The sequence below is a fragment of the Mucilaginibacter sp. P4_C11 genome (assembly GCF_056402115.1).
This window is the reverse complement of sequence record NZ_JBFUIA010000001.1, coordinates 235,368-260,643: the sequence shown is the minus strand read 5'-3', so window position 1 is coordinate 260,643 and position 25,276 is coordinate 235,368. Positions and strand designations below refer to the sequence as shown.

The window sequence follows — 25,276 nt, the reverse complement described above, 5'->3', positions numbered from 1 at the left end:
TAAAAAACAATAAAAATGGCAAATTACAGATCTCCAGGTGTATATGTAGAAGAAATATCCACCTTACCACCTTCAATTGCAGAAGTAGAATCTGCTGTACCCGCTTTTATAGGCTATACACAGATAGCTACTAACCTGGCAACAGACGATCTGGCCGGGGTGCCCACGCCCATCAACAGCATGGCCGATTATATTCAACTTTTTGGGGGGGCGGATGTTGAAAGCGCAGCAAACCTGGCAATAGCGGTTGACGAGCAGCAATCAGGAGGCAAAACAACTGGTTACACCGCTAAACTGACGTTTGCTAACTCGGGCATGAGCAAGCATATTTTGTACCATGCGGTAAAACTTTATTTTGCAAACGGAGGTACACGCTGCTATATCGTTTCAGTCGGGAAATACAGTGGAAGCATTTCGGAGACCGATCTGGAAGCGGGCCTTACAACTTTGGGCACAACAGAAGGACCTACCATTTTATTGTGCCCGGAGGCTATATCATCGGCTACGCCCAACACCTTTAACCAGGCTATGCTTTTACAGGCATCAACCCTGGGCGATAGGTTTGCCATTATTGATACCGCGATAACAACTGTACCTAAAAGTACAAGTTCGGTAGCCTCGGATACCAGCGCTACCATTACCCCTTTACCAGCCGGGCAGCCCGAAAGTTCATACGGAGCAGTGTATTATCCATTCCTGCAAACATCTTATAATCATAATTTTAATTTTGATGCACTTACCATAACCACTTACACCGTTAACGGAGCAGTGCCAAACCCTGCAAGCCCCAACGCCGGTGTAGCGCTTGGATCACTTAAAACTACCGTTTCGTTATTATACAACGCTATTCTTGCTCAATACCAGGGCTATTTTATTACACTGCCTCCTTCGGCAGCAATAGCAGGTGTTTATTGCAATGTAGATGCAACCAGGGGTGTTTGGAAAGCGCCCGCAAATATTTCTTTAAACGCGGTAAACAAGGCCGTAGTATCGGTAACGCGCGGCGAACAGGACCTGCTGAACATAAACGATCAAAGTGGAAAATCGGTTAACGCGATTTTGAACTCACCTAATTTTGGCACATTGGTTATGGGCGCCCGCACCCTGGACGGAAACGATAATGAATGGAAATATATTAACGTTCGCCGCTTTTTTATAACTGTTGAACAGTCTATTAAAAACTCCACTGCATCGTTTGTATTTGAACCAAATACTTCAACAACCTGGGTTAAGGTACAGGCAATGATATCAAATTACCTGTTTTTAAAATGGCGCGATGGCGCACTTGCCGGAGCTAAACCCGACCAGGCCTATTTTGTAAACGTAGGTTTGGGCAGCACCATGACATCGCTTGATATCCTTGAAGGGCGAATGATCATTGAAATTGGAATGGCTGTAGCGCGACCTGCCGAGTTTGTAGTGCTCCGTTTCGAACAAATGCTGCAAACATCCTAATGGCATGTCAACGATAAATTGACGAATAGTCTTTAGCCCAAAGCCTTAAGTTCTAAGCCAAAAAATGAAAAAAATCAACTTTAGACTTACGACTTAATACTCTTGACTTAGCACTAATCGCAAAAAACAAGTATTTAACTGTATTATAAAAACATCAACAACAATATAAAATGGCAAATTACCCAATTCCAGTCTTCCATTTCAGTGTTTCATTGGGGGGCGGAGCACCTATCGGTTTTTCAGAAGTAAGCGGACTTACGCAAGAGGTACAGGCAATAGATTACCGTGATGGCTTAATGTCATACACCACCTTGCCGCTTAAAAGACCGGGCCTTAAAAAAGCAAGCAATATCACTTTGAAAAAAGGATACATTGAAAAAGATAACAATTTTTATAACTGGCTCAACAACAGTGGTAACCCGGGCGTTGATCGTCGCGACCTGACAATTACGCTGTTGAATGACGAAAACAATCCGGTTTTTGTTTGGAGTGTAACACAGGCATGGCCGGTTAAAATTGAAGGCCCGGGTTTAAAAGCAAGCGGTAACGAAATAGCAATCGAATCGATTGAAATAGTGCACGAGGGAATAGTAGTAGCAGCAATTTAAAATGGCAACCTATTATCCACCGGGTGGCTTTTACTTTAAAGTGGAATTTGTTGGGGTAAGCGGTGCCGATAGCGATACCGAACAACGTTTCCAGGAAGTTAGCGGTTTGACGGTCGAAGTTGAAGTGGAGGAGTTGCGCGAAGGAGGCGAGAACAGGTTTGTTTACAAATTCCCAAAACGGGCCAAGTATCCAAACCTGGTTTTAAAAAGAGGATTGTTAAAAGGCACCAAATTGCTTGATTGGTTTCACTCTGCCATGAATACCTATTTTACAGTAGTTGTTTATGACTTTAAACCGGCTGATATGCTGATAACACTGATGGACGAAGCAGGCCAGCCCTATGCCGTCTGGAACGTGGTACAAGCGTATCCGCTAAAGTGGTCTACTTCCGATTTCAAAGCTACAGATAACTCTGTTGTTGTGGAAACGATAGAGCTCGCTTATCAATATTTTGAACGAAAAATGTAAAAAGCTATGCCTGTACAGATAAACGAAGTAATCATCCGGACGATAGTTGATACAGCGCCGGTAGGCCAGGGAGGTCAGCCGGCGCCGGCGGCAAATAACAATAGCTCGGAATACGAAGCAATTGAAAAAGTACTTGAAATAATTAAAGAAAAAAACGAACGCTGATGGATACGCAAAGCGCGGCAATGTTGCCCTTTAACCTTAAGATAATATCGACCGATGAGAATGGTATACCCAGTTTAGGCGTGCCCTTTTTGGCCATGTTTAATCCTGAAAACATAGCCATTAATGAAACCATTGACTGGAATGAAAAGAAGCCGGTAGGCCAGGCAGGCACCGACCCAACTTTTATTGGCATACAACCCCGCACCTTTACCATTGACCTGACTCTTGACGGAACCGGGGTAAATACCAACGGTGTAAAAATTCCGGTTACAGCGCAGGTGCTTCTCTTCCGGGCGGCTACAACCACTGTTAATGGCTTAATTCATAAACCTAATTACTTACTGATTCAGTATGGGTTGTTTATCTGCAATTGTTCTTTAAAATCATCAACGGTTACTTATACCATGTTTGATATGTTCGGTTTGCCAATACGGGCAAAAATAAGCGCCACCTTTACCGAACGGACGCCACAGGCATTGGGCGGCATATTAAGCATGCTGTCGTCGCCCGATCTTACGCATACCGTACAGGTAAAGCAGTGGGACCTGCTGCCTTTGTTAACCTACCGGATATATAAAGATCAAAGCTATTATTTGCAGGTAGCAAAGGTTAACAAGCTTAAAAATTTCAGGAAGCTCACGGCAGGCAGTTCGCTCATTTTTCCGCCGATTTCAAACAAATAAAAACCCCAATTTAATCAGCTAAGTTATGTTAGATAGTTTACCACCGGGTGCTGCACATGCAACAGATTTGGTTACCCAAAAGGTTCTTATAAACGGGACTGCATTGAGCACCAGTGTTTTGCTTTCGCGGATTTTGGTAAATAAAACTTTTAATAAAGTTTCATACGCTAAAATTGTGTTTTTGGATGGATCGGCCTCTGATGCCGACTTCCCGCTTAGCGATGACGATACCTACAAGCCGGGCAATACGGTGGAAATACAATTAGGCTATCACGGGCAAACCGACACTGTATTTAAGGGGATTATTGTAAAACATGCTATTAAGGCAAAGCAAAACGGCGCTTCGTTGCTTACCATTGAAGCAAAGGATAAGGCAATAACACTAACGGCAAACCGAAACAGCGCGTACTACATTAATCAAAAAGACAGTGATGTAATCACCACGCTGGCCGGCAGCTTGGATACCGATATTGACGACACCGGTGTAACCCAGCCCCAATTGGTACAGTTTGACGCCACCAACTGGGATTTTATACTAACCCGCGCCGAAGCAAATGGCATGCTGGTACTTGCCGACGATGGCAAGCTGGTTGTTAAAAAACCAACCACAAGCGGCCCGCCGGTATTAACCGCAACTTATGGGCAAAGTATTTTTGAGTTTGAAGCCGAAATGGACGCTCGTCGCCAGTTTTCTTCAGTTTCGAGTATTTCATGGGATTATACACAGCAACAGCTTGAAAAATCAGGCCCTGGTAGCACTTCATTCGGCGACAATGGCAATATCCAGGTTTCTGACCTTGCTACGGTGTTGAACGCTCAGGTGCAACTGAACCACCCGGGACATTTAACCCAGTCGCAGTTGCAAAACTGGTCCGATTCGTACGAGATGCGGAACCATCTTTCTAAAAATGTTGGCCGTGTGCGCATCCAGGGAAATGCCAAGGTAAAACCAGGCACCATGATAACCCTTGCCGGTGTTGGCGACCGTTTTAACGGCAACGTGTTTGTAAGCGGCATTATGCACGTTTTTGACGGCTTTTGGTCAACCGACGTTCAGTTTGGCTGGAGTGAAGACTGGTTTTATAAAAAAGAAGATGTGATGAACAAGCCTACCTCCGGATTATTACCCGGCGTTAATGGCTTGCTTATCGGCACCGTGCTGGATGTTAACGACACCGATCAAAGTCAATACCGCGTGAAGGTACAGGTGCCAACTATTACTTCGGGCAGCGACGGCATTTGGGCCAGGGTGGCCACGCTTGATGCAGGTGCCAATCGCGGAACTTATTTTCGTCCGCAGGCTACTGACGAAGTGATCCTGGGTTTTTTAAACGACGATCCGCGTGAGCCTGTTATACTGGGATACCTGCACAGCAGCAGCTCAAAAAAATCGCCCTTACCGGTAGATAGCGGCGCCGAGCAATATGGCTTTGTAAGCAAACAGGGCATAAAGCTCATCTTCGACGATACCAATAGCCGGCTTACACTGTCGGTAACCACGCCAACGGGGCAAAAATCCATCATCCTTAATGATTCTTCGGGCGCTTTTGCAATGACTGATGAAAATCAAAATAGTATTAAAATGGACCCGAGCGGCATTACCATACAAGCAGGTACCGGCAATGTTATCATCAAAGGTACTACCGTAATGATTAATTAAAGTTTAACAATAAACAATATCAATATGCCACCAGCTGCCCGCGTTTCTGACAATCATGTTTGCCCCATGGTAAATCCCGGCGGTGTGCCCCATGTAGGTGGGCCGATACTGCCGCCCGGTGCGCCCACCGTATTAATTGGCGGTACGCCGGCCGCAACGGTTGGCAGCATGTGCACATGTACCGGGCCGCCCGACAGTATTATAATGGGATCATCAACAGTGCTTATAGGCGGTACGCCGGCCGCGCGACTGGGCGATTCAACGGCGCACGGCGGCACCATAGTTTTAGGTTGCCCCACCGTACTAATTGGGGGTTGATTAAAAAAAAAATTGAAAAATGGCTATTACAAACCAAACTTTTTTAGGAACAGGGTGGAGCTTTCCGCTAACATTTCGCAGGGAAACGGCAACCGTAGATATGCTGACTAATGAAGCTGACGTGCAAAGCAGCATCCAGATCATAATATCAACCATAAATGGCGAGCGGGTGATGCTGCCCAATTTTGGATGCAATTTGCAACCCCACGTTTTCGATGTTATGAATGTACCCACCATCGCCATGATACAAAAAATAGTAAACGATGCACTGGTTTACAACGAACCAAGGATCATCGTGGAAAGTGTTATAGCAACGCCCGACGAGGTAAATGGCGTATTGAACATCAATGTGCAGTATAGCATTATAACAACCAATACGCGGTATAACTATGTGTATCCATTTTATATTAACGAGGCCACCAATATTGCTACATAATACCTATCTGCCAATAAAATAGATTTTTTACACCAATGGCCCTTAAAGCCAGGACATCAAAATACTCTTAAAAATGGAAAACTGTAATTGCCATACCGAAATAATACTGAAGGGTTCGGGCCGGTTGGAGCGTTATCTCGAAGCCCTCGACCCATCCTATGTGTCGATTGATGGCAGGAGCTTTGAGGATTTGCTATCATTTGCCGCGGCTTATGCCGATCAGATCAGGTTTTATGATATGCCCGGCGATGAGGTAAATGACACTACGCCGGCAGCAAAAGTTAGCTGGGCTGAATTTTTTAAAAGAGATATGGCTGTAATTGCAGCATCGGTTGCATCTGTCAATCTTGATAAAATCAAGAACGATTACGAAAGCATCAGCGAACGGATATTGCTTGACCCTTCGGCCGAGTTATATACCGATTTGCTTAACCAAATAGTAACCATTGCCGCGCAAATTGACCAATGGTATACTGCTGCCATTCCTCAAAATCCCTTACACACCGATATTGACCTGGCAGTTAAATCATCGTTGAGTGCACAGCTAAAAAAATTAATTGCTTACGAGGAAGGCTTTATAGTAGTTGATTCAAAAACGGTTTTAAATATTGATTTTTCAAAACTGCAAAATAAGGAGGAGTGGGGTTTAAATGCTGCTGTTAACCCCGAGTTTGATATTTACCTGGGCACGACACCCGAAGCCCGGATATTAAATGCGGTGCCATATGTTGATGATATTTTCCAGGCATTTTTTAGTGTTATCAGTAACATTGTTGATGACGCACCAGGCTACCTTACTTTTGCCATTACGAAATATCCTTCGCACCAGCCTTATATGGCGCTGTATATTGCATTTCTGCAATTATTTGCCCTTGCGCAGGAGCAGATGAACGGACTCACCGGCCGCATGCTCGATTTTTATTACCGTGATGTATTGCGCCTTGCCCCAAAAGCAGCAGTGCCCGATAAAGTATTTGTAATATTTCAATTGGCCCAAAACGTTGCCGAATATGATTTGCCACAGGGCACATCGTTATCTGCAGGAAAAGATGCATCCGGCGTAGACCAGGTTTACCAGACAGAAGCCGATTTTGTTATTAACCAGGCCAATGTAAGGGAGCTTAAAAATATATTCATACAAAAAACACCTGTTACTGCCGATGAAGCCAACAAAACAGTTGCCGCAGTTTATGCCAATCCGGTAGCAAATTCAATGGATGGTGAAGGTGCAAAATTCACCATTCCAAATTCAAAATGGCCAACCTTCGGGTCGGGAGGCGTTATGCGAACTGCCCCCAAAAATATTTGCGAATATATCAGCCAAAAGCAGGCCGCGCTAACCCCGCCAAATAATACCGAAATAGGTTTCGCCGTCGCATCGCCCCAGTTGGTATTGCAGGGAGGTACGCGGCTTATAAAATGCAGCATGCCGTTTGATTTTTCCAAATTCCCGGTGAATGCGAACATGTTGAAGAGCCTTAATTTGCAGGTAGTATTAACCGGCGAAAAGAGTTGGCTAAACATCAGCCGGCAAATGGACAAGAAAGAGGCTGAAGCTATTAAACAGGTAATGGACTTCGGTTTATTTCCTGCTCCCGATCCAACCAATGGCTTCCTTTCAGAAAGCGGCTTTTTCCTTGCCCAGGAAGAGGATACTAACGGCAAACCAGTAACGGGTGTATTGTACATTTTTATGCCGATATCCGAACAAGGTATTGTGCCGTTTAATGCCAAAACGCACACCGGCAACTACCAAACGGCCTATCCTGTTATGCAGATTTTAATGGGGTCGGGGCTTGGTTTCCCGGCAAGCTTTTTCCACGGCCTAAAGGTTGACAGCCTGTCGATAGCTGTGCAGGTGGGGTCCATTAATGACATAAAAAATAAGAGCCAGGATATTAATAATGATGGCTTAAAGAAGGTTAACATTCAAACCGATACCGGCCTGGTAACGCCTGGTAAACCGTTTGATCCGTTTACTAAAGTACCTTACCAGGGCATGTCGTTTTATATTGAAAGCGATGAAGTGTTTAATAAGCCGCTGGGGCAGCTGTCAGTAAATATAACCAAGTCTATTCCCGAGGAGAAGGATTCCGATTACTCATTTCCATATAATGTGAGTGTACTCGCCCGAAATAATTGGAAACAATTAATTGATTATAGGGGTGGCGATTTCTCGACCTATAGCCTCACGTTTAATATATTAAACGTGGCTAACCAATCAGACGCCGGCCAGGTTGTTGAATTTACTGGAGTAATTAACGAGGCGGCAAGCACCGCTTATCATTTTCCGATAAGCCTTAACCGTTCGCCAATTGAATATTATACCGGTTATGATATAAGTGCCTATAAAAATTTTATCAGGATTGATAACCAGGCCAACTTTGATGATGATATTCAATCATTAATACGGGATGCGCCTAAATTCCAGATACAGGGGCTCTCGCTGAGCTACCAATCGGTATTAACCGCGCTCGACCCTAAAATCGACCAGTTTTTTCATATTTATCCATTTGGCACTGTTGAAACTTATATTACCCCTCCAGGTACCGAAACTGTAAACAAACAATTGATATTGCAGCAAAAACCGTTGATGGTCGACGCAAAAAACATCCTTTTGCCACAGTTTACCTTTTTAAACCCCACAGCGGTTTACAAAGACGTTGTGTCGCGTAAGGGTTCAAAGATACATACAGAGCTACTCATTAAATCGGCCAAATATTCAGGCGACGAGACACTCGACAGATTAATATATGACGCCAGTGGTTTAAACAGGATAATTAAAGGTGGCAATAACCAATATTCCGACACCGTACAGGAAGAAGGGTTGCTATTTATCGGTGTGGAAAAATTACAACCGCTGCAAACGCTCTCCTTACTTTTTGAATTTGCACCGGGAAGCGCTATAAATGAAGATGACGACCCACCAATCATCAATTGGTCGTACCTGATATATAACGAATGGCGGCCGCTTGAGGCCGAGTGCCTGATATCCGACAGTACCTATGGCTTCCAGACCACCGGTATTGTCAAGCTGAGCGTTCCTGCTGATGCCAACGACAGCCATACGATAGTTACTAATGGCTTGTACTGGTTTTGTGCAAGTGTAACCAGCGAGTCGGATCGCATTCCGGAACTGATCGATATAATTGCACAGGCTACCGAAGTTGTTTTTTATGACCAGGCGAACAGTCCTTCGCATTATAATAATGCACTGCCTGCCGGCAGTATCAGTAAATTATCAGTTGCAGTTTCGCAGGTAAAGGGTGTAACACAGCCGTACGCCTCGTTTGATGGTAAACACAAAGAGGAAGGAAAAGAATATTATACCCGCGTAAGCGAAAGGCTAAGGCACAAAAGGCGTGCAGTTACCCCATGGGATTATGAGCGCCTGGTGTTGGAACAGTTTCCTGAAGTGTTTAAAGTGAAATGTATCACTAACGTCGACCCCGGATGCCTGTGCCCGGATCCTCCATCTTTATTGGAAACGCGGGATACTAACCTGCTGACAAGCCCCAAATGCTGCGGACCGGTTAAATCATCCGGCAACGTTTTAATTGTGCCTGTTCCTAATCTTAAGAACAATAACGCCGAAAACCCGCTTCAGCCTAAAACAAGCCGGTTAACCCTCATCGAGATAGTAAACTATTTAACCCCCTTAACTTCACCATTTGTAACGGTGCATGCTAAAAATCCGGTTTATGAGCAGGTGATTGTGTTTTTCAGGGTGAAATTTTTAAGCGGGATAGACAAGGGATATCATCTGCAAAAGCTGAACGAAGAAATTGTTCAATACCTTACGCCCTGGGCATTTAATGCTGAAATTGAAGCTGATTTTGGCAAAAAAATATACGCGTCGTCTATAATCAACTTTATACAACAACGCAGCTACGTTGATTTTATCACCGACTTTTTAATGGGCGTTTGCCGCGACGAATGCTGCGTACCCGAAACGCCGGATACAACCACGGTTACCGCAGAAAACTTTGTGACTGCCTTAAACCAGGTATCGGGTTGTAACGATATTGAAGCATTTTTGAAAAATCAGGGTTATTTTATCGGCGATGTAATTGCAGAGCCGTCAACCCAGAGGTCGCTGCTGGTATCTGCGCCAAAACATATTATCCTGCTTTATGAAGCCCCGAAGGAATTAACCGTTTGCGAAAAGCTGCAAAAAGCAGTACCGCTGCCAGTTCATTTTCCAACTCCGGTTGTTGTTGAAACCCCAGTCGAACAAACGCCCGCACCGGCACCAGCGCCATTTGCTGCACCTGAGGAGGCGGCAGCGGCCCCTGCAACTAAAGAGGTAAAACCGGCAGCAACCGACCTGGAGAATAAGCGTAACGCCGGTGAAATAAAAGAGCTTGCTCCGCAGGAAGCCGCTGTTGCAGTAGAAAAACACAATGTGGTAGAAGAAACCATTGAAAATTTTGATAAGGCCTTGGGTGCCCAAACCAAAAACATTGCCGAAAAGGGCAAGGCGGCGGTTAAGAAAGCAGAAGATTTTATTAAAAACGTGGTTAAGGGTAAATCTTCGGGCCCGGAGCAAATTGATCCGGCGTCAGACACTAAAGCGTTGCCTCCGGCAGATGATCAATCTTCAAATAGTAACAAGTTAAAATAATAACCAATCGATCCGTAATCATCTATATAAAATCTATTCCTATGCTTACTCCAGTTTCATTAATAAAGGCAAATCCGCTTCTTCCTGCCGAAGATTACCAGGCATTGCGTTCACAGGGGATTAAACTGATTGAACAATTGGGCAGCGATATCTGGACAAACTATAACTATTCGGATCCGGGTATCACCATTTTGGAAGCTGTATGCTACGCTATAACCGACCTATCATATCGGACTGACTTTGATATTAAAGACCTGCTGGCTCCGGAGCAATTGACCAACAATACCTGGAAAGAGATTTTTTATACCGCCAAGCATATTTTGCACAACAGCGCGCTTACAATTAATGATTATCGTAAACTAATCATTGATATTGAAGGTGTGCGCAATGCATGGCTTACTATGAGCAAAGATTACGAGGTGCCTATTTGGATTGACTATAACAGTTTTGAAAAAAGGGTGAATTATGATTGCGACTGTGAAGACAAGGAAGAGGAGGTTTGCTACGGGAAACTGGGCCTTAACCAGGTAACCGTTCCAGCCGCAAAAACCGCACGCGAGGCAAAACTAACACAGCTGGAAGCTATCTTGACTAAACTACAGGCAAATTTGGATAAAAAAACCGCCGCGCTGAATGCCTTGCCGCCGCCGCCTGATACGGACTATATAGCTTTAGATAAATTAACAGCCGAAATAGCCCGGTTAACCGACGAAAGAAACATTTTGCTGGAGGAAATAGCCGATGCAAAAAATCCAACGTTTGTACGTCCCGAAATTTTGGAAATGGAAGGCTTGTACAATGTAATGGTTGAATATGAGGAGGATGTTATTGATGCCGGCAAACGCGAAGAGGTACGGCAATTGGTTATTGACAAACTGGCTGCAAACCGCAACTTGTGCGAAGACTTTTTAAGCATCGACGCGGTGGAATACGAAGATTTTGGGATAGGAGCCTCAATAGTGCTGGAAGAAAATGCCGACCCGGACCTGGTTTTGGCGCAGATGTTTTTTACCATTTATAAATATTTTACGCCCTCGGTGCCTTTTCACACCATACAGCAAATGCTGGACAAAAATTACGAGGTGGATGAAATATTTGAGGGGCCTGCATTGGAACACGGATTTATTGATTCGACGGATTTGGAGAAAACAGACTTGTTCCGCAATATTATGTTATCTGAATTAATATCCGATATCGCCAATATTCCGGGCATTAAGGGAATTACTTATCTGCACCTGCCATTTACCGGCGCGGCCGATACCGATACATCCGGCAATCTGTATTTTGATGCCTGGGCTGATAACCTGCAAAGCGAACGTAAAATTGCACGTATCCAACCTGCCAAATCCCAGGTATTGTTTTGCAAAGAACGCCAGTTTATTACCTACTACGCAGGTAGCAACAGCGACCGCAAACCCGATAAAATGCTTCGGCTTTTTACCAATATGAAAGCCGTTGAACGTAAATATAAACTGATAGGCGCCGAACTGGATTTTGCTGTACCTAACGGCGAATACGTGAACCTTGAAGACTATTACCCGGTTACTTACTCGTTGCCGGTTACTTACGGTGTCAGCGAGCGTGGCGGTCTTCCGGCCAACGCCGATTCTGGTCGCACGGCACAGGCGCTGCAACTTGGCGGCTACCTGCTTTTTTTTGAACAGGTATTAAAAGATTACCTGGTGCAACTAAACCACCTGCGCGAGCTGTTTAGGTTTGATGACGAACCACGGCACACCTATTTTACTACCGCGCTTACTGAAATTGAGAATTTAAACCAGTTGCTGATTGATAAAAACAACCACGGCCCTCAAAACTTCGACTTGGTAGTAAAGGATTTTGAAAAAGTGATTAAAGGCCTTACCGAAAACCACGATTTATTCCGCAACCGGCGCAACGGTTTCCTTGATCATATGCTGGCCCGTTTTAGCGAAGACCTGACCGACTATGAGGCCTTGATGAAATGGATGGATCCGAAAAATGCAGATGCAAGGTTAATTGGCGATAAAACCCGCATACTCAAACAAGGAGAGTATGAACGCATCAGCAGCGATAGGGCCCAGGCATATAATTATGCACTCCCTAATACCTGGGATTCGGGCAATGTATCGGGCGCCGAGCGCCGCATAGGGCGGCTTTTGGGTTTCGAAAATGTAAAACGCCGCTCGCTTGTTCCTTCATTCCTGATGAGCGAAGCGCTGTTGGTGCAGGACGATCCTTCCTCGCCGCCTAAACAAAAACTAACAAAAACGGGAGTGCCCTTAAATGTTATTAAAATAGTCGATCCGCTGGAAAGTGAAACCGTAATTTTTACAAGTGTTGAAGTAATGCAGGGCTGCTGTACCGAATTGTTGATGGAAGATATTTTGGAGCATGCCGATGACCGTGCCTATTTTAAATTCAGCGACGAGGTAAAAACACGCAGCCGCAGATCTGCCGGGTTGGTAGGTAAATTCTGGTTCGAATTGTATGACAGTACCGACCCTGCAACCGCAGTACTGCTGGGCACCAGCGAAATGTTTTCGAAAAAAAGCGACCGCGACGAGGCCTTTACCAAACTGGAGAAGTTAATGAAGCACATTAACGCCAACGAAGGGATGCACATGATTGAGCATATTTTGCTGCGCCCTAAATTAGATGAGGTAGTTGATGAAACCGGAAGCGACCAGGCAGTTAGTCTTTTGGATATTTGCCTCAATAGCTGCGATTTAAACGCAAGCGATGATGAACAAATTACCGAGCCGCCTTACATCAAAAAAATAACCCGGGTCCCTGCCGCAAAATGTTACGATAGTATGCCATGGGTATTGCAATATATAAGGTCGGCCACTGAGGACAATGTTACACAGCCGGGCGAAGACCTGCCTGCCAGATCTATACTTTATCAGAAAGTTTACCTGGACGGCACCAACCCGATGCTGCTGAAATTCAGGAAATACGAAGATATGGTTCAGCGCATCAAGGATTTGAATGAATTTGGGTCAGAACGGATAAATTATCAGATAGTTGCCGATAATGGAAACCCGGCCAAATATGGGTTTATCATCAATGGTACAAACGGGGTGGTTTTGGCACAAAGCCTTTACCTGTTCAACAAAAGCACCGATACCACCGATACCTTTGATATTGAAAAGGAGATTGCTGTATTGATGGAGTATTTTGGCTACCGGCTTTACCTGTATTGCAATTCCTATCCCTGCGATGCCTCAACCGATCCGTATTCATTCCATACTACCGTTGTTTTGCCTTGCTGGCCAAAGCGCCTCCGCAATCCATCGTTCAGGAACCTGGTCGAAAAAACCATCATATCCGAATCGCCCGCGCATGTTATTACACGCGTGATGTGGATAGGTATTGAAGAAATGCAGCGTTTTGAAAAAGCTTACGCCGCTTGGCTGGTTGAGATGGCACAAACAGAAGTGCCCGAATACGATGTGGTAAACCCGTTGGTTGATGTACTTAACTCATTGGTGCCCTGCGGCGTTTGTGCCGACGACTGCACGCACGAAAATGTGCCTAATGTAAATGCTGATAAATGACACATGTAGTTAACCGGCTGCAATTTGAGGTAGTATGTTCTGATGAAGAGCTATCGCTAAACCTGCGTCAAAATTTTGCGCAAACGGTTCAGCAGGAGATCGCACAGATTATTGACGAAGTATGTTCTGAAAGTGTGGGAGAGGATGAATCGATAAAAATTGACAGGATAGAACTGGACATGGGGTCTTTCAGCCGGCATACATTCGGAACTGATTTCAGAACCGTGTTTCGCCAGAAACTGCGGGCCGAATTGGCCAAACAGCTGGCAGCCATTCCCCCGCAAAGCAGGCAGATTTCGCGATTACTATCGGATACCGAAATGCTTTTGTATTTCCTGTCCAACGGCTCCCTGCCCTGGTTTGCAGACGAAGGTGGCATCAACCTCGACGAAATATTCCGCAACGTGGCCCTTAATCACGCCGAAGTGCTAAAAAGCTTTTTTGCACATGTAAAATCAAACGAAAACATCTGGAAAAGGCTGGCCTGGCAATTTAATGCATCATCAAAAGAAGTAATTATAAGTTTATCGGCTGAACTTAAAAAGGCTCAGGAGGTATTTTTAAACTGGGTAACACAAATTGTAAGTAAGATAACTGCTCCCGGCAGTTCCAAGGTTGATTTTGCCGGTACAGATATACAAAAAGAATTTAGCGATATAAATGCTATCATCATCAAAAATGCACCGGCAATATTTGCCTACAGTAGCAGTATTAATGTTTTGCAGCAGGTATTTCAATCGCACATAGACGAAGTTTTTAAGGCAAATCAGGCCCTTGCAGATGAGGCCACAGCCGAGCTATCCGTTATTACCGGCATTAGCCAGCCCGAGATCGGAGTTTTGGCAGAAGCTAAACGGCCTACACAAGACGATCCTGTAATAGCATCCTCTTCGACCGGAGCCGCGGCAGATGATGTTCAAAAATATTCAGTTAAATACGCAGGCATTGTATTGCTTGCTCCTTTTTTTAAGCCATTTTTTACTCAATTAAATTTGCTCGACGGCAAGGAATGGAAGAGCACAGAATCGGCATTCAGGGCGGTGCACCTGTTGAAATTTCTGGCGACCGGGCAAAAGAAAGTGCCGGAATACGCTCTTGTATTCGAAAAAATACTATGCGGTTTGCCGGCAGATATGCCCGTACCCCTTGATGTAATTTTAACTGATGAAGAGATAGCCGAATCGGAATCACTTTTAAAAGCGGTAATAACCCATTGGAACGTACTCAAAAACACGAGTACTGATGGCCTGCGCGAAAGTTTTATAAAACGCGACGGATTGCTGACCCGAAAGGAAAATGGCTGGCTTTTACAGGTAGAAAGAAAAACGCTTGATGTACTGCTGGACAGTATACCCTGGGGCTTTTCGACCATAAGTTTAGTATGGACCCGCGATTTGATTTTTGTTGAATGGTAATATAATGATATGGCGAAGACAAAAAAAAATATTGAGCCAACACCCGCTGAAGCCGAACAGGCAAAGCCCGAAGTAAGCATTCTTAACCGTAACGCCGACACGCTCACGCGCGAAATTACCTGGTTTGCAAATCTGGTGAACAAAAGTCTCCAGGATTTTTTTCCGCGCGACAAAGCGGGCGAAAGTTCGCAAGACCCCATTGCCGGTGCGGGCTATATTTTAGCTGATGCCCCGGTTCCTGATCTTACCAACGACCACTCCGTTTATGCCGATTTTGTAAACTACTATAAATTAAATACCGACGAAAGGCTGTTGCTGATACTGGCACTTATTCCGTATGTGCAACCCAATTTTCTGGATCCCTTTTTTTCGGTAAACAAAGCGCTCGGGCGTGGTTATACCGAATTTGGCGGCGTAAAAGGCAGCCGCCACAGCGGCTTTATACCTACCATTGAAACAGCCATGTTTTTATTGGCAGGGAATGACCTGGCGCATCGTTTTAAACTGAGCCGTTTGTTTGAGACTGATCACGTTTTGCTGGCCCACAATATATTGCAACTGGATCAGGGCAGCAGTTCCGAACCTTTTTACAGTAGCACCATAACCGTTACCGACGAATATGTTGATTTTTTTACCTCGGGTAACTTGCGTAAGCCCCAGTTTAGCCCCGATTTTCCGGCAAAAAGATTGACAACAGGGATGGAATGGAGCGACCTGGTGGTTGATGAGTACACGATGCAGCAGTTGGACGAGATACGCATCTGGCTTCAATATGGATCAATCCTGCAAACCGAATGGGGGATGAATAAAAAGTTGAAACCAGGCTACAAAGCGTTGTTTCATGGTTCGCCAGGTACAGGCAAAACGCTAACTGCTATGCTTTTAGGGAAGTTATTTGGTTTGGATGTGTACAGGATTGATCTATCCATGGTGGTATCGAAATACATTGGTGAAACCGAGAAAAACCTGGAGAAGGTTTTTAAAAAAGCCGAGAATAAAAACTGGATATTATTTTTTGATGAGGCCGATTCGCTGTTTAGTAAACGAACCTCGATATCCGACTCGAACGACAAATACGCCAACCAGGAAGTAGCCTACCTTTTACAACGACTGGAGGATTATCCGGGCCTGGTGATATTGGCCAGCAATATGCGCAACAACGTAGACGAAGCTTTTACGCGCCGCTTAAATTCAATTATTCATTTTCAGAAACCGCAAAGCCGGGAAAGGCACATGATCTGGAAAAACGCCTTTAGTAAGGTATGCACACCGCCCGATGAAAATCATTTGGAACAAATAGCACGGCAGCATGAACTTTCGGGCGGTTCCATCATGAATGTTGTTCATTACTCGTCGTTGATGGCTTTAAACAGGGGCGATAAAATAATTGCAGTCGACGACATTTTGCAGGGAATAAAAAAAGAATTCAAAAAAGAGGGAAAAACTATTTGAGACAATGCAGAAGTTGAATTTCAATATGGAAGAATACCCCTGATTTTTTAATAAGAACAGAAAACGACTAAACGATGAAACGGTACAGACACAGGTCATCAGGCGGCAACCGGGCAATCGCATCTTCCGGTGCGGTAAATATACAGCGTAAGCTTACAGTTGGCGAAACAAACGACCCAATGGAGCATGAGGCAGATGATATGGCCGATAAAATAATGCGCACGCCCGAAAGACCGTTGGTTCAGCGTCAGACCGATGATATGGATGATGAAGATATCAAACGCAAGCCGTTATCTGGCCAAATAACTCCTTTTATCCAAGCAAAAGGCGATGGTGGCGGTGTGGTTGCCAGCCCTGCCGTTGCAAACGGTATTCAAGCCACCCATGACGGCGGTAAATCAATGGACAGCAGCACGAAAAGTTTTATGGAAAGCCGTTTTGGCACTGGTTTCAACGATGTGAAAATACACAACGGAGCCGAACCGGCCCAGTTAAGCCAGACCCTGAATGCCAAAGCATTTACCGTAGGCAATAACATATACTTTAATGATGGCCAATACAGGCCGGAAACTCCTGAGGGCAAACACTTGCTGGCTCATGAGCTAACACATACTTTGCAACAAGGCACAGCTATTAAACGCAAGCCCGCTAAAACAAACTCCCAGGCAACTACCAACAACACGCCCACGGCGCCACCTAAACAAACCGGGCTGAACAGAACTTTATATGTAGTTCAAAATGACGTATGGAGAAGCTTGCCCGCTGCAGTCAGAACGGGTGCCGAAAATGAATTGAACAGGGTGTTTGCTTTTGTTGGAAAAACGGCAGGCGAAAAACCTTTTAGCATTAAAATTTTGAGCTCCGATCAACTTCACGAACAATTCGACTTTTCGGAATCAATCGTTTCGGTAATTCAGGAAGATGTGGGCGCGTATCTCGACAATGCTTTTGCACTGCAGCAAAAACAAATTGACGATTGGCTCACCACTCAAAAAGTACCCGTTGGCAAAGCGGCCAGCCAATCCCGCGAAGCGCGATCGCCCGAATTGATAGGACGGGGCGGCCAGTCAAAACATATAATCAAAGAAGGTGCAAATTCATTTGCCATACCACAAATGGCAGGTGCCGTTGACATGCGCGAAGTGGTGAAATCGTTTTTAGAAAACATTGATTCGCTTTTGGCCGATCAAATGGTCAAACTCCCTGGTAACGGAACCGACATTGCTAAATGGCCGGCTACCGTAACATCCAAAAAAGGAACAACAAGCTGGAACCCTTTAGATATGCTGGGCCCGGCGCTTGGCAGGGCCATAGCTCATGAAGCAAGGCACGAATATATCGGAGGCTCGCATTCCGAAACGGGACTGGGTAAAGACAGCGCGTTTATTATCGGAGAAAAAAACTCCGAAAATTTTTCAGACGAGGATCAGAAAGCTATCATAGCAAAAATACATGGGCTGGAAAAAGATCAGGGCAATACAACTGTTGTGCCTACATTTCCCCGAAGCTCAAGGTCAAAAAAAGATCAATTCCCATTTTAAAAATGAAAGCCCAATAAAATTAATAACAGGATAATTTAAACGATATGCACGAAACCGCTTCAATAGCTCATCAACCGCAAAGCAGCCCGGCTGCTTCGGCCGTTGAAGTTGCCCCGGTAAAGGAGCAACACTTTGAAAAAGAAGAACTGCTTATTGATAGGTATCCTATTCAGCTAAAACTTTCTGTTGGTGCGCCAAATGATCCGTTTGAGCACGAGGCCGATGAAATGGCCGATAAAGTTATGCGGATGCCCGAAAGCCGGGACGTACAGCGTAAACCAGCAGATGCTGCGGACACTTTTGATGACGACCAGCTAAGCCTTAAACCGCTGGCTGACCAGGTAACACCCTTTCTGCAACGATGCAATTCGTGCAGCAGTCACGATGATGAGCATGTGCAGCTTAAGCCAATACCCCCGGTTGTGCCATTTGGCTATCATAAATCAATGCCATCCTGTGTTGATGATTATGACGATGAGCACGTTCAGCTTAAACCACTATCAACCCCAATAGCACCATTTATACAACGCTGCGGTTCCTGTGGCGATTATGATGATGAACATGTGCGGCTTAAACCAATAGAGCCCGTTGCGCCATTTGGCTATCATAAATCCACAGGACCTGATGTAGTTGACGATGATGAAGATGAGCGCATTCAGCTTAAACCATTATCCAGCCAAATTACGCCGTTTATACAACGATGCGGATGTGGCGGTTATGACGATGAACATGTGCGTCTTAAAGAGGAATCCGCTCCGCAAACCCAACCCGCGGTCAGCAAAAAAAGTGATGGGTCGGGCACAGTTGATGATACGCTATCTAACCGGATAACATCAAGTATGGGCGCCGGCAAACCAATGGAGGCCGGTACAAGAGCTTTTATGGAAAATCGTTTCGGAACCGATTTTGGAGATGTTAAGATTCATAACGGCGACGAATCGGCTCAGATGAGCAAGGCTTTAAATGCGAAGGCGTTTACCATAAAAAATAATATTTACTTCAACAATGGGCATTATCAGCCAGAAACGGATACCGGCAAACATTTGCTGGCGCATGAACTAACGCATGTAGTGCAGCAAAACGGTTCTGTACAATTAAAGCGCGAAACGGATGAGGGAGTAAATAATAAGTTTGATAAAACAGGTACAACGGTTATTCAGCGTGATACAAACGGACAGGCAGCACCTGTTGCGCCGCAAAGCGCCAATAATAACCCTGCGTCGGCTCCGGCCGCTCCGGCTAATAATAGCGGAGCTTCTGTAGTACCAGGTACGGCAACCGCTGCGCCGCAAAACACAGTTAAAGCATCACCTTTAAAAGCGTCGGCACCTGCGGCAACAGCTTCAAACGCTGCCGGTGCGCCAAATGCAAAAACAAATGGCGCTGATAAACCCGGTAAAATGGAAGCTCCGCCGATAACGGCCACCGGCAATCCTGCCGATGTACTTGAAGCATTGCAAAAAACTCCGGTTACCGAAATTGCCCAGGCATTTAACACGGCTAAGGATGCAGGAGCGCAAAGTGAGGAGATGCAAAAGGATGATTCAGTAAAACAAATACCAATAGTTCCGGAAGCGAACGGCAGTCCCTATGGTGGGAAAAATGGCAGTAAAAAGAAATATTCGATAAGCAAGGAATCCGCTTCTGCAAAAAATACTTACGAGGGTAAGGGAGGATGGAGCCCGCCGGCCAAAACGGAGGTTGCGGTTCCACCTGTGCCGGCATTTGTTCCGTCGAAACTGCAAACGCAACCTACTACGGAAGAGCCTAACCAGGTTGATCCTGCCAGCGCCGAAAATGCACTCGACGGCGTATCATTTGACGACAGCGCAATACCTGACAAACTGGACAATGCCCCGGTTGTGCCGTTAACCGGCGAAGCCGACGCCAATAACATTAACGATGAAACTAAGGCGCAGGCAGACGAAGTAGCTACAAAGAAGGCTGCAGCAGCCATGGAGATAAACAATGATTTTGGCGAAAATAATGTAATACCAAAACCATCGGCCAATAACATAAAAACCAAACGCACATTTAAGGTCAGTGCAGGCAGGGGCTCTACCTTGAACGGCGGCAACGCGGTACCGGCTGAGCTTAAAGACAAGATCGATGCATCGGCAGCCGGCCACATCAATACAAAAATTGGCGAACAAACACAGAAATACGCGCAGGAAGAAATTTTATACCGCAATAAAATAAGCGTGGGTAAAACGGATGCGGACAAGCAAATAAATACCGAGACCGCCAAATCAAACCAATTGCAAAACAAGGCGCAGGACGATGCTCAAAGCCATGTAGGAGCCTCGCGCATTGAATGGCAAAAACGGCTTGATGAAACGGAACTAACTTTTCAAACCAAGGCCGGCGAGGCAGCGCAAGGCCATATCGACAAGGTAAATACAGAATCTAAAAAAGGAAATGATGAAGCCAAAAAGCATTACGACGATGCTAATGACAAAGTAGCTAAAAAGAAGGCCGAGGCAAAAAAAGAAGCCGACGATAAAAAGAACGAAGCCCGAAATGAAAGTAAAGGATTTTTAGGCTGGCTTGCTGATAAAGCCTCGGCCTTGATAGACGGTTTAAAGAAAGCGGTTAACTTTATTTTTGATAAGCTACGCGCTGCAGTTAAATGGGCTTTTGAGAAGGCCAAGGAACTCGCCATGGCGGCAATTGAGCTGGCCCGCAAGGTGGTAGTAGGCCTTATTAAGGAGTTTGGCGAAATATTGAAAGGCTTTGTCGACGTTGTATTTGCCGCATTCCCTGAAATACGCGACGAATTAAACGCGAAAATTGATGCAGCGGTTAATGATGCAGTATCCTTTGCCAACCAGGCATTTGATATTTTTAAAGAGGTAGTAGCTGCGATAATTGATACTTATGCCGCCATTGTTGATACAGCGCTGGCCATTGTGCAAAAGGCCTGGGATATCACCTTAACGGTTACAGAAGCAGTTGTGGTGGCATCGTTGAAGATCTTGGACTTCCTATTAGATATTGAAAAGCAATATAAGCTTTTCAAGGCCATGATTGACGGCTTTATGTTGATATGGAATAATCCGCAAATATTAGAAGATAAGGCCAAAGAGTTTTTACAACCTCACATACAGGAAATACCAGGCAGCGCCCAGGGCGCAGTTGAAAAAGCGCTTGCAGTAGCCGGTTTGTCGGCCGCTAAGCACCTTACCGGTATCATGAAATACCTTACCCCAACTGTAAACGCTTTGGTAGCTGATTGGTGGGGACAGGCTAAAAACATGATCTGGTTCCTGATCTGGCCGTTTGCGAAAGGTAGCCCGCTGTATGAGGACGGACCTAAATTGTGGCACCTGATACCACAAATGTGGACGGATTTTAAAGCCGGAGAGTATAGCAAAGTTACCGACGAAGGCCTGGAATGGATGCAGGCGCTGAACAATACAGTTGGTGCATTTGCCGGCTGGATAGCCATAGGCGGTGCTGTAGTAGGCGCGATATTGGGTGCCATATTTGGAGGTGGTGTAGGCGCTATTCCGGGTGCCGGTGCAGGTTTTGAAGTCGGTGTGGCCATTGGCGAAGGTATTATGGCTTCAATGGTAGCAACTGAAACCCTGGTCATCACCAAGGCTGTTTATGATCTATCGGTAACCGATGATGACGGAAAAGAATCGCCCGCGCCGCCACCTGAGCCGAAAAAGGTTGAACCCCCCAGTGATTCTGAAACCAGGAATGAGGCGCCGCCGTCAGGCGAAGGTGCCGAAAAACAAGGCCCGCGTATGTACACCGCCTCGCAGGTTAAAACCGGGCGAGACAGGATACTATTTGCTTATCAACGCATTGCCAACAGCGGCTTAACGCTGGGCATTATGCTCGCGTTGTTCTTGCTGGGCGCTATAGGCGGAAAAATTGCCGAAGCATTGTCGGCCGGTTTAAAGAAACTTGGCGGTATATTATCCGAAGCGATGCCTGAGCTTACCGAATCAATGAAAAGCCTTGCAAAAGGCGTAAAAGAAAGCAAGCCCGTACAGGCAATTGATAGCGCATTAAAGGGTATAAAGGAAAGTAAAACAGGTCAAAAACTCAGCGAAGCCAAAACCTCTTTTAATGAAGGCAGGGCCGGAATGAAGAAGAAGATTAACGCGGCGAAAAGAAAAATAGGATTGGGCGAGCCGGAAAAACCTGTTGTTGAAAGAGGAACCGAAAAACCGGGAGAAAATACCGGAACAAAAGTTGAAGAAACAAAAGAAGGGGTAACGCAGCATCCCGAGAATGAAACACCAAAAACAAAGGAGAAAGCGGTAGAAAACGAAAAACCGGTAGAAAAAGTAGGGAATACTGAAAATCCGGAAGCTGCTAAAACTGCAAAAACGCCTGGCGAACGCGAGTCGGGTAACCGTGTACCCGATCCAGAGGGCGAATTTTATGAATTTGAGCCTGGCGATGTGATGATGGCCGGAGATGCAACATCAGAAGTGGATGCTGCCAGGATGTATAGAAGCTCAATAAACGAAACTCCTGGCCGGGAAGTAGGAATTTATCGAAATACCGAAACCGGAGAATTTGTGGTGATCCAGGGGAATGAGGATAACGTACACGTTAAAGGGCCGGCCGGCGAAATAGAAGGGCCTACACCTGGCCGGGCTCAAAAATGGAAGGAAATTCTTGATGATCAATCCAAAGATAAGTTTGAGCTGGTATCCCATTACCACCCCGTTGGCGAAAATGGCTTTGTAATGCCCCAGGACAGGCTGCCAAGTGGCTCGGCAGGAGATTTTGGTTTAATAAGGGATCAATCCGTAGGCGCGGGCAATAAACCAGTGACCTCAAAAATTGATTTCAAAACACCACGAGGGAATGAATTTACCCTATTCTCCTATGAACCGGGGGTTGAAAAACCATATAAGATAGACTATCCGGACCCTGTTAGTATGAAGAGGGAAAAACTGGAGTTTAGCACTTTGCAGGAATACCACGATTGGATGAAGAATAATCATGGGATTGATATGGGCCCTGCTGGTTCTGAATTGCCTGCACCATCTGGCGGCACCGCTGCTAAACCGTCAAATCCAGCTAAAATTTCCGAAAATCCTTCAGGCGAGCGGAAGGTAACCCACGAGACCGTAACACCCGAAAATACAGGCAAAGGAGCTACTGTAGTTGATGAACCAGCAGAAGTAAAAACCGGTATAGAAGGCGATACGAACGAAGTGCCCGGAAAATCGCCCGAAGAACTGCCGGAAACATTTCCTGAGGAAGCGACTGAAGTTTCGCCGGAAGAAATTGGGGAAGTATCATCCGAAGGACTCCCGGAAGAGGCTACTAAGGAGCCCTCAGAACTACCGGTTGAAGAGCCCACCGAAACACCAACTGCGGATACTGCCGAAGAAAAAAATGCACAGGAATTTGCTGAGAAGGCCCAGAATGATGAAGGCGTGGTAGCCAAGGATAAAACCGAAGACGGCCACGATTTAAAAGTTGACAAAGATGGGAACGCGGCCAAATGTACAACCTGCGCAGCCCTTGAGGTTAAATACAAAAAAGCGCTTAAGGATAATCCTGATTTAAAGGCTGAGTTGAAAAAGGTAAAAGCTAAGCTGAAGAAAAGTCCGAAAAGCAAAGCTGCCCTAAAAGAGTTGAAGACCCTTGAAGCAAAGTTGAAAGAAGCGGAAAACTTTGCAAAAGTTCAGAAAAACTTGCTGGGCAACCCCAAAAAAATTAAAAAGTTTTATGACGGATACAAAGCAAAAAAGAAGGCAGCTGGGCAAAAACCACGTAATTTTAACAATTGGTTCGATGGTAAGTATAACAACAAAACAAAGTTAAGGAAAGGCGGCTTTAAAAACACGTTAAAGGGAAGATTGGGAGAGTACCAGGCAGATTTGCATTTAAAAAATGCGGGTTTCGAAAAATTAAACAACGGAGGTAAACTGATAGATTATAATAAGCCACCGCAGGGAAAAGGGTTAGATGGTGTATGGAAGAAAAATGGCAAGATTTATGTAACAGAAACCAAATATGGAACTGCACAGTTAAAGCCTGGCCAAATGTCGGATAAATGGATAAGAGGTTATCTTGAAACATTGGATAAGGCAACAAGGGATGAAATTAAGGCCGCTATGAAAAATAAAACGCTTGGAAAACTGCTTGTAAAAGTTGATGAACGGGGAATAGTGACATTAGTACCAATTGCACCATGATGAAACGAGAGCCATTGCTAAACCTGGAACACCTGAAAAGCTGTTGTACTGAGTTTGAAAGCGAAATTAATGAGAATAAAGAGCAGATTGCTACCAGGCCACCGGAGATAAAAAGCTGGGATACGGTTTACGCGTTTCTTTATGATGCACAGTTGAACTACGCAATTTATAAATACTCGGCGGGGAACAGTATAACAGAACTGGTGCCGTTGGTAACAGAAGCGACTGAAAATTATATTACCTATCAAAATTACCCGCCCGAAGACGATACTTCGATGAAAGATTTATTTTTGGTGTACCAGGAATACCTGACAATCTTATCGTTAAATATACTTGTTAAAAGCGGCCGCGGCCTGATGGAAAAACTGGCAGCGGTTTGCGATACTTTGGGAAGCGATAAACTGACAGACAGGATGATATCATACGTGATACCCGGAAGAAAAATGAGCAGTAAACTGCTTTGGCCAAAATCATTCGAGAAACTGTATGCTGTTTTTGATGCGAAAAGTGAGCAACAGCCCGATATTATTGCAGAATACCTGTCGGGCTGGTATAAAAGCATGAGTAAAGCTCCCTGGTACAATTCGCATAAAAATACCGAAAACGAATGCGCCTTTAATGGTTATTGGAGTTTTGAGTTGGCTGCTGTAGTTTGCTTATTAAATATTGATGACACATTATTCAGGGACAAACTTTTTTATCCAAAGGATTTTGTAGATTTTAACCGAAACTTGTGAT

General features: G+C 45.1%; 15 protein-coding genes. All 15 read left to right on the top strand.

Going from position 1 to position 25,276, the window contains the following annotated elements:
- Positions 1–15 precede the first annotated feature (15 nt).
- The 15 genes from AC1DU2_RS01170 to AC1DU2_RS01100 all read left to right on the top strand — a co-directional run bounded on the left by AC1DU2_RS01170 (position 16) and on the right by AC1DU2_RS01100 (position 25,275).
- Entirely contained in the window at positions 16–1,455 is a 1,440-nt protein-coding gene (locus AC1DU2_RS01170) for a phage tail sheath family protein (RefSeq protein WP_477382400.1), read from the top strand.
- A gap of 170 nt (positions 1,456–1,625) precedes the next feature.
- Positions 1,626–2,063, top strand: a complete 438-nt coding sequence (locus AC1DU2_RS01165; protein WP_477382399.1) for a phage tail protein — start codon at positions 1,626–1,628, stop codon at positions 2,061–2,063.
- A 1-nt stretch (position 2,064) separates the two neighbouring features.
- Entirely contained in the window at positions 2,065–2,532 is a 468-nt protein-coding gene (locus AC1DU2_RS01160) for a phage tail protein (RefSeq protein ID WP_147056196.1), read from the top strand.
- Between the two features lie 6 nt (positions 2,533–2,538).
- Positions 2,539–2,697 (top strand): DUF5908 family protein, encoded by a 159-nt coding sequence (locus AC1DU2_RS01155; protein WP_477382398.1) that lies wholly within the window; start codon positions 2,539–2,541, stop codon positions 2,695–2,697.
- Positions 2,697–3,380: a CIS tube protein gene (locus AC1DU2_RS01150; RefSeq protein ID WP_477357347.1), complete on the top strand. Its 684-nt coding sequence runs from the start codon at positions 2,697–2,699 to the stop codon at positions 3,378–3,380. The genes AC1DU2_RS01155 and AC1DU2_RS01150 overlap by 1 nt, the downstream gene beginning before the upstream one ends.
- A 25-nt stretch (positions 3,381–3,405) precedes the next feature.
- Positions 3,406–5,040: a type VI secretion system tip protein VgrG gene (gene vgrG / locus AC1DU2_RS01145; protein ID WP_477382397.1), complete on the top strand. Its 1,635-nt coding sequence runs from the start codon at positions 3,406–3,408 to the stop codon at positions 5,038–5,040.
- 24 nt (positions 5,041–5,064) lie between these two features.
- Positions 5,065–5,358, top strand: coding sequence for a PAAR domain-containing protein (locus AC1DU2_RS01140; RefSeq protein WP_477357343.1), 294 nt, complete (start codon positions 5,065–5,067; stop codon positions 5,356–5,358).
- Positions 5,359–5,377: 19 nt separating this feature from the next.
- Complete coding sequence (locus tag AC1DU2_RS01135; RefSeq protein WP_477357341.1) at positions 5,378–5,794, top strand: GPW/gp25 family protein; 417 nt, start codon at positions 5,378–5,380, stop codon at positions 5,792–5,794.
- 73 nt (positions 5,795–5,867) lie between these two features.
- Positions 5,868–10,418 (top strand): antitoxin, encoded by a 4,551-nt coding sequence (locus AC1DU2_RS01130; protein WP_477357339.1) that lies wholly within the window; start codon positions 5,868–5,870, stop codon positions 10,416–10,418.
- A 41-nt stretch (positions 10,419–10,459) separates the two neighbouring features.
- Positions 10,460–13,957 (top strand): hypothetical protein, encoded by a 3,498-nt coding sequence (locus AC1DU2_RS01125; protein ID WP_477382396.1) that lies wholly within the window; start codon positions 10,460–10,462, stop codon positions 13,955–13,957.
- The gene (locus AC1DU2_RS01120) at positions 13,954–15,372 is read left to right on the top strand and encodes a contractile injection system tape measure protein (RefSeq protein ID WP_477357334.1); all 1,419 of its coding nucleotides are present in this window, start codon (positions 13,954–13,956) and stop codon (positions 15,370–15,372) included. Before AC1DU2_RS01125 ends, AC1DU2_RS01120 begins: the two co-directional genes overlap by 4 nt.
- 9 nt (positions 15,373–15,381) lie before the next feature.
- Positions 15,382–16,824, top strand: coding sequence for an ATP-binding protein (locus AC1DU2_RS01115; protein WP_477357332.1), 1,443 nt, complete (start codon positions 15,382–15,384; stop codon positions 16,822–16,824).
- Positions 16,825–16,898: 74 nt separating this feature from the next.
- Positions 16,899–18,365 (top strand): eCIS core domain-containing protein, encoded by a 1,467-nt coding sequence (locus AC1DU2_RS01110; protein ID WP_477382395.1) that lies wholly within the window; start codon positions 16,899–16,901, stop codon positions 18,363–18,365.
- Positions 18,366–18,409: 44 nt separating this feature from the next.
- Positions 18,410–24,538, top strand: a complete 6,129-nt coding sequence (locus AC1DU2_RS01105) for an eCIS core domain-containing protein (RefSeq protein WP_477382394.1) — start codon at positions 18,410–18,412, stop codon at positions 24,536–24,538.
- The gene (locus AC1DU2_RS01100) at positions 24,535–25,275 is read left to right on the top strand and encodes a PoNe immunity protein domain-containing protein (RefSeq protein WP_477382392.1); all 741 of its coding nucleotides are present in this window, start codon (positions 24,535–24,537) and stop codon (positions 25,273–25,275) included. Before AC1DU2_RS01105 ends, AC1DU2_RS01100 begins: the two co-directional genes overlap by 4 nt.
- The last annotated feature ends 1 nt before the right edge of the window (position 25,276 follow it).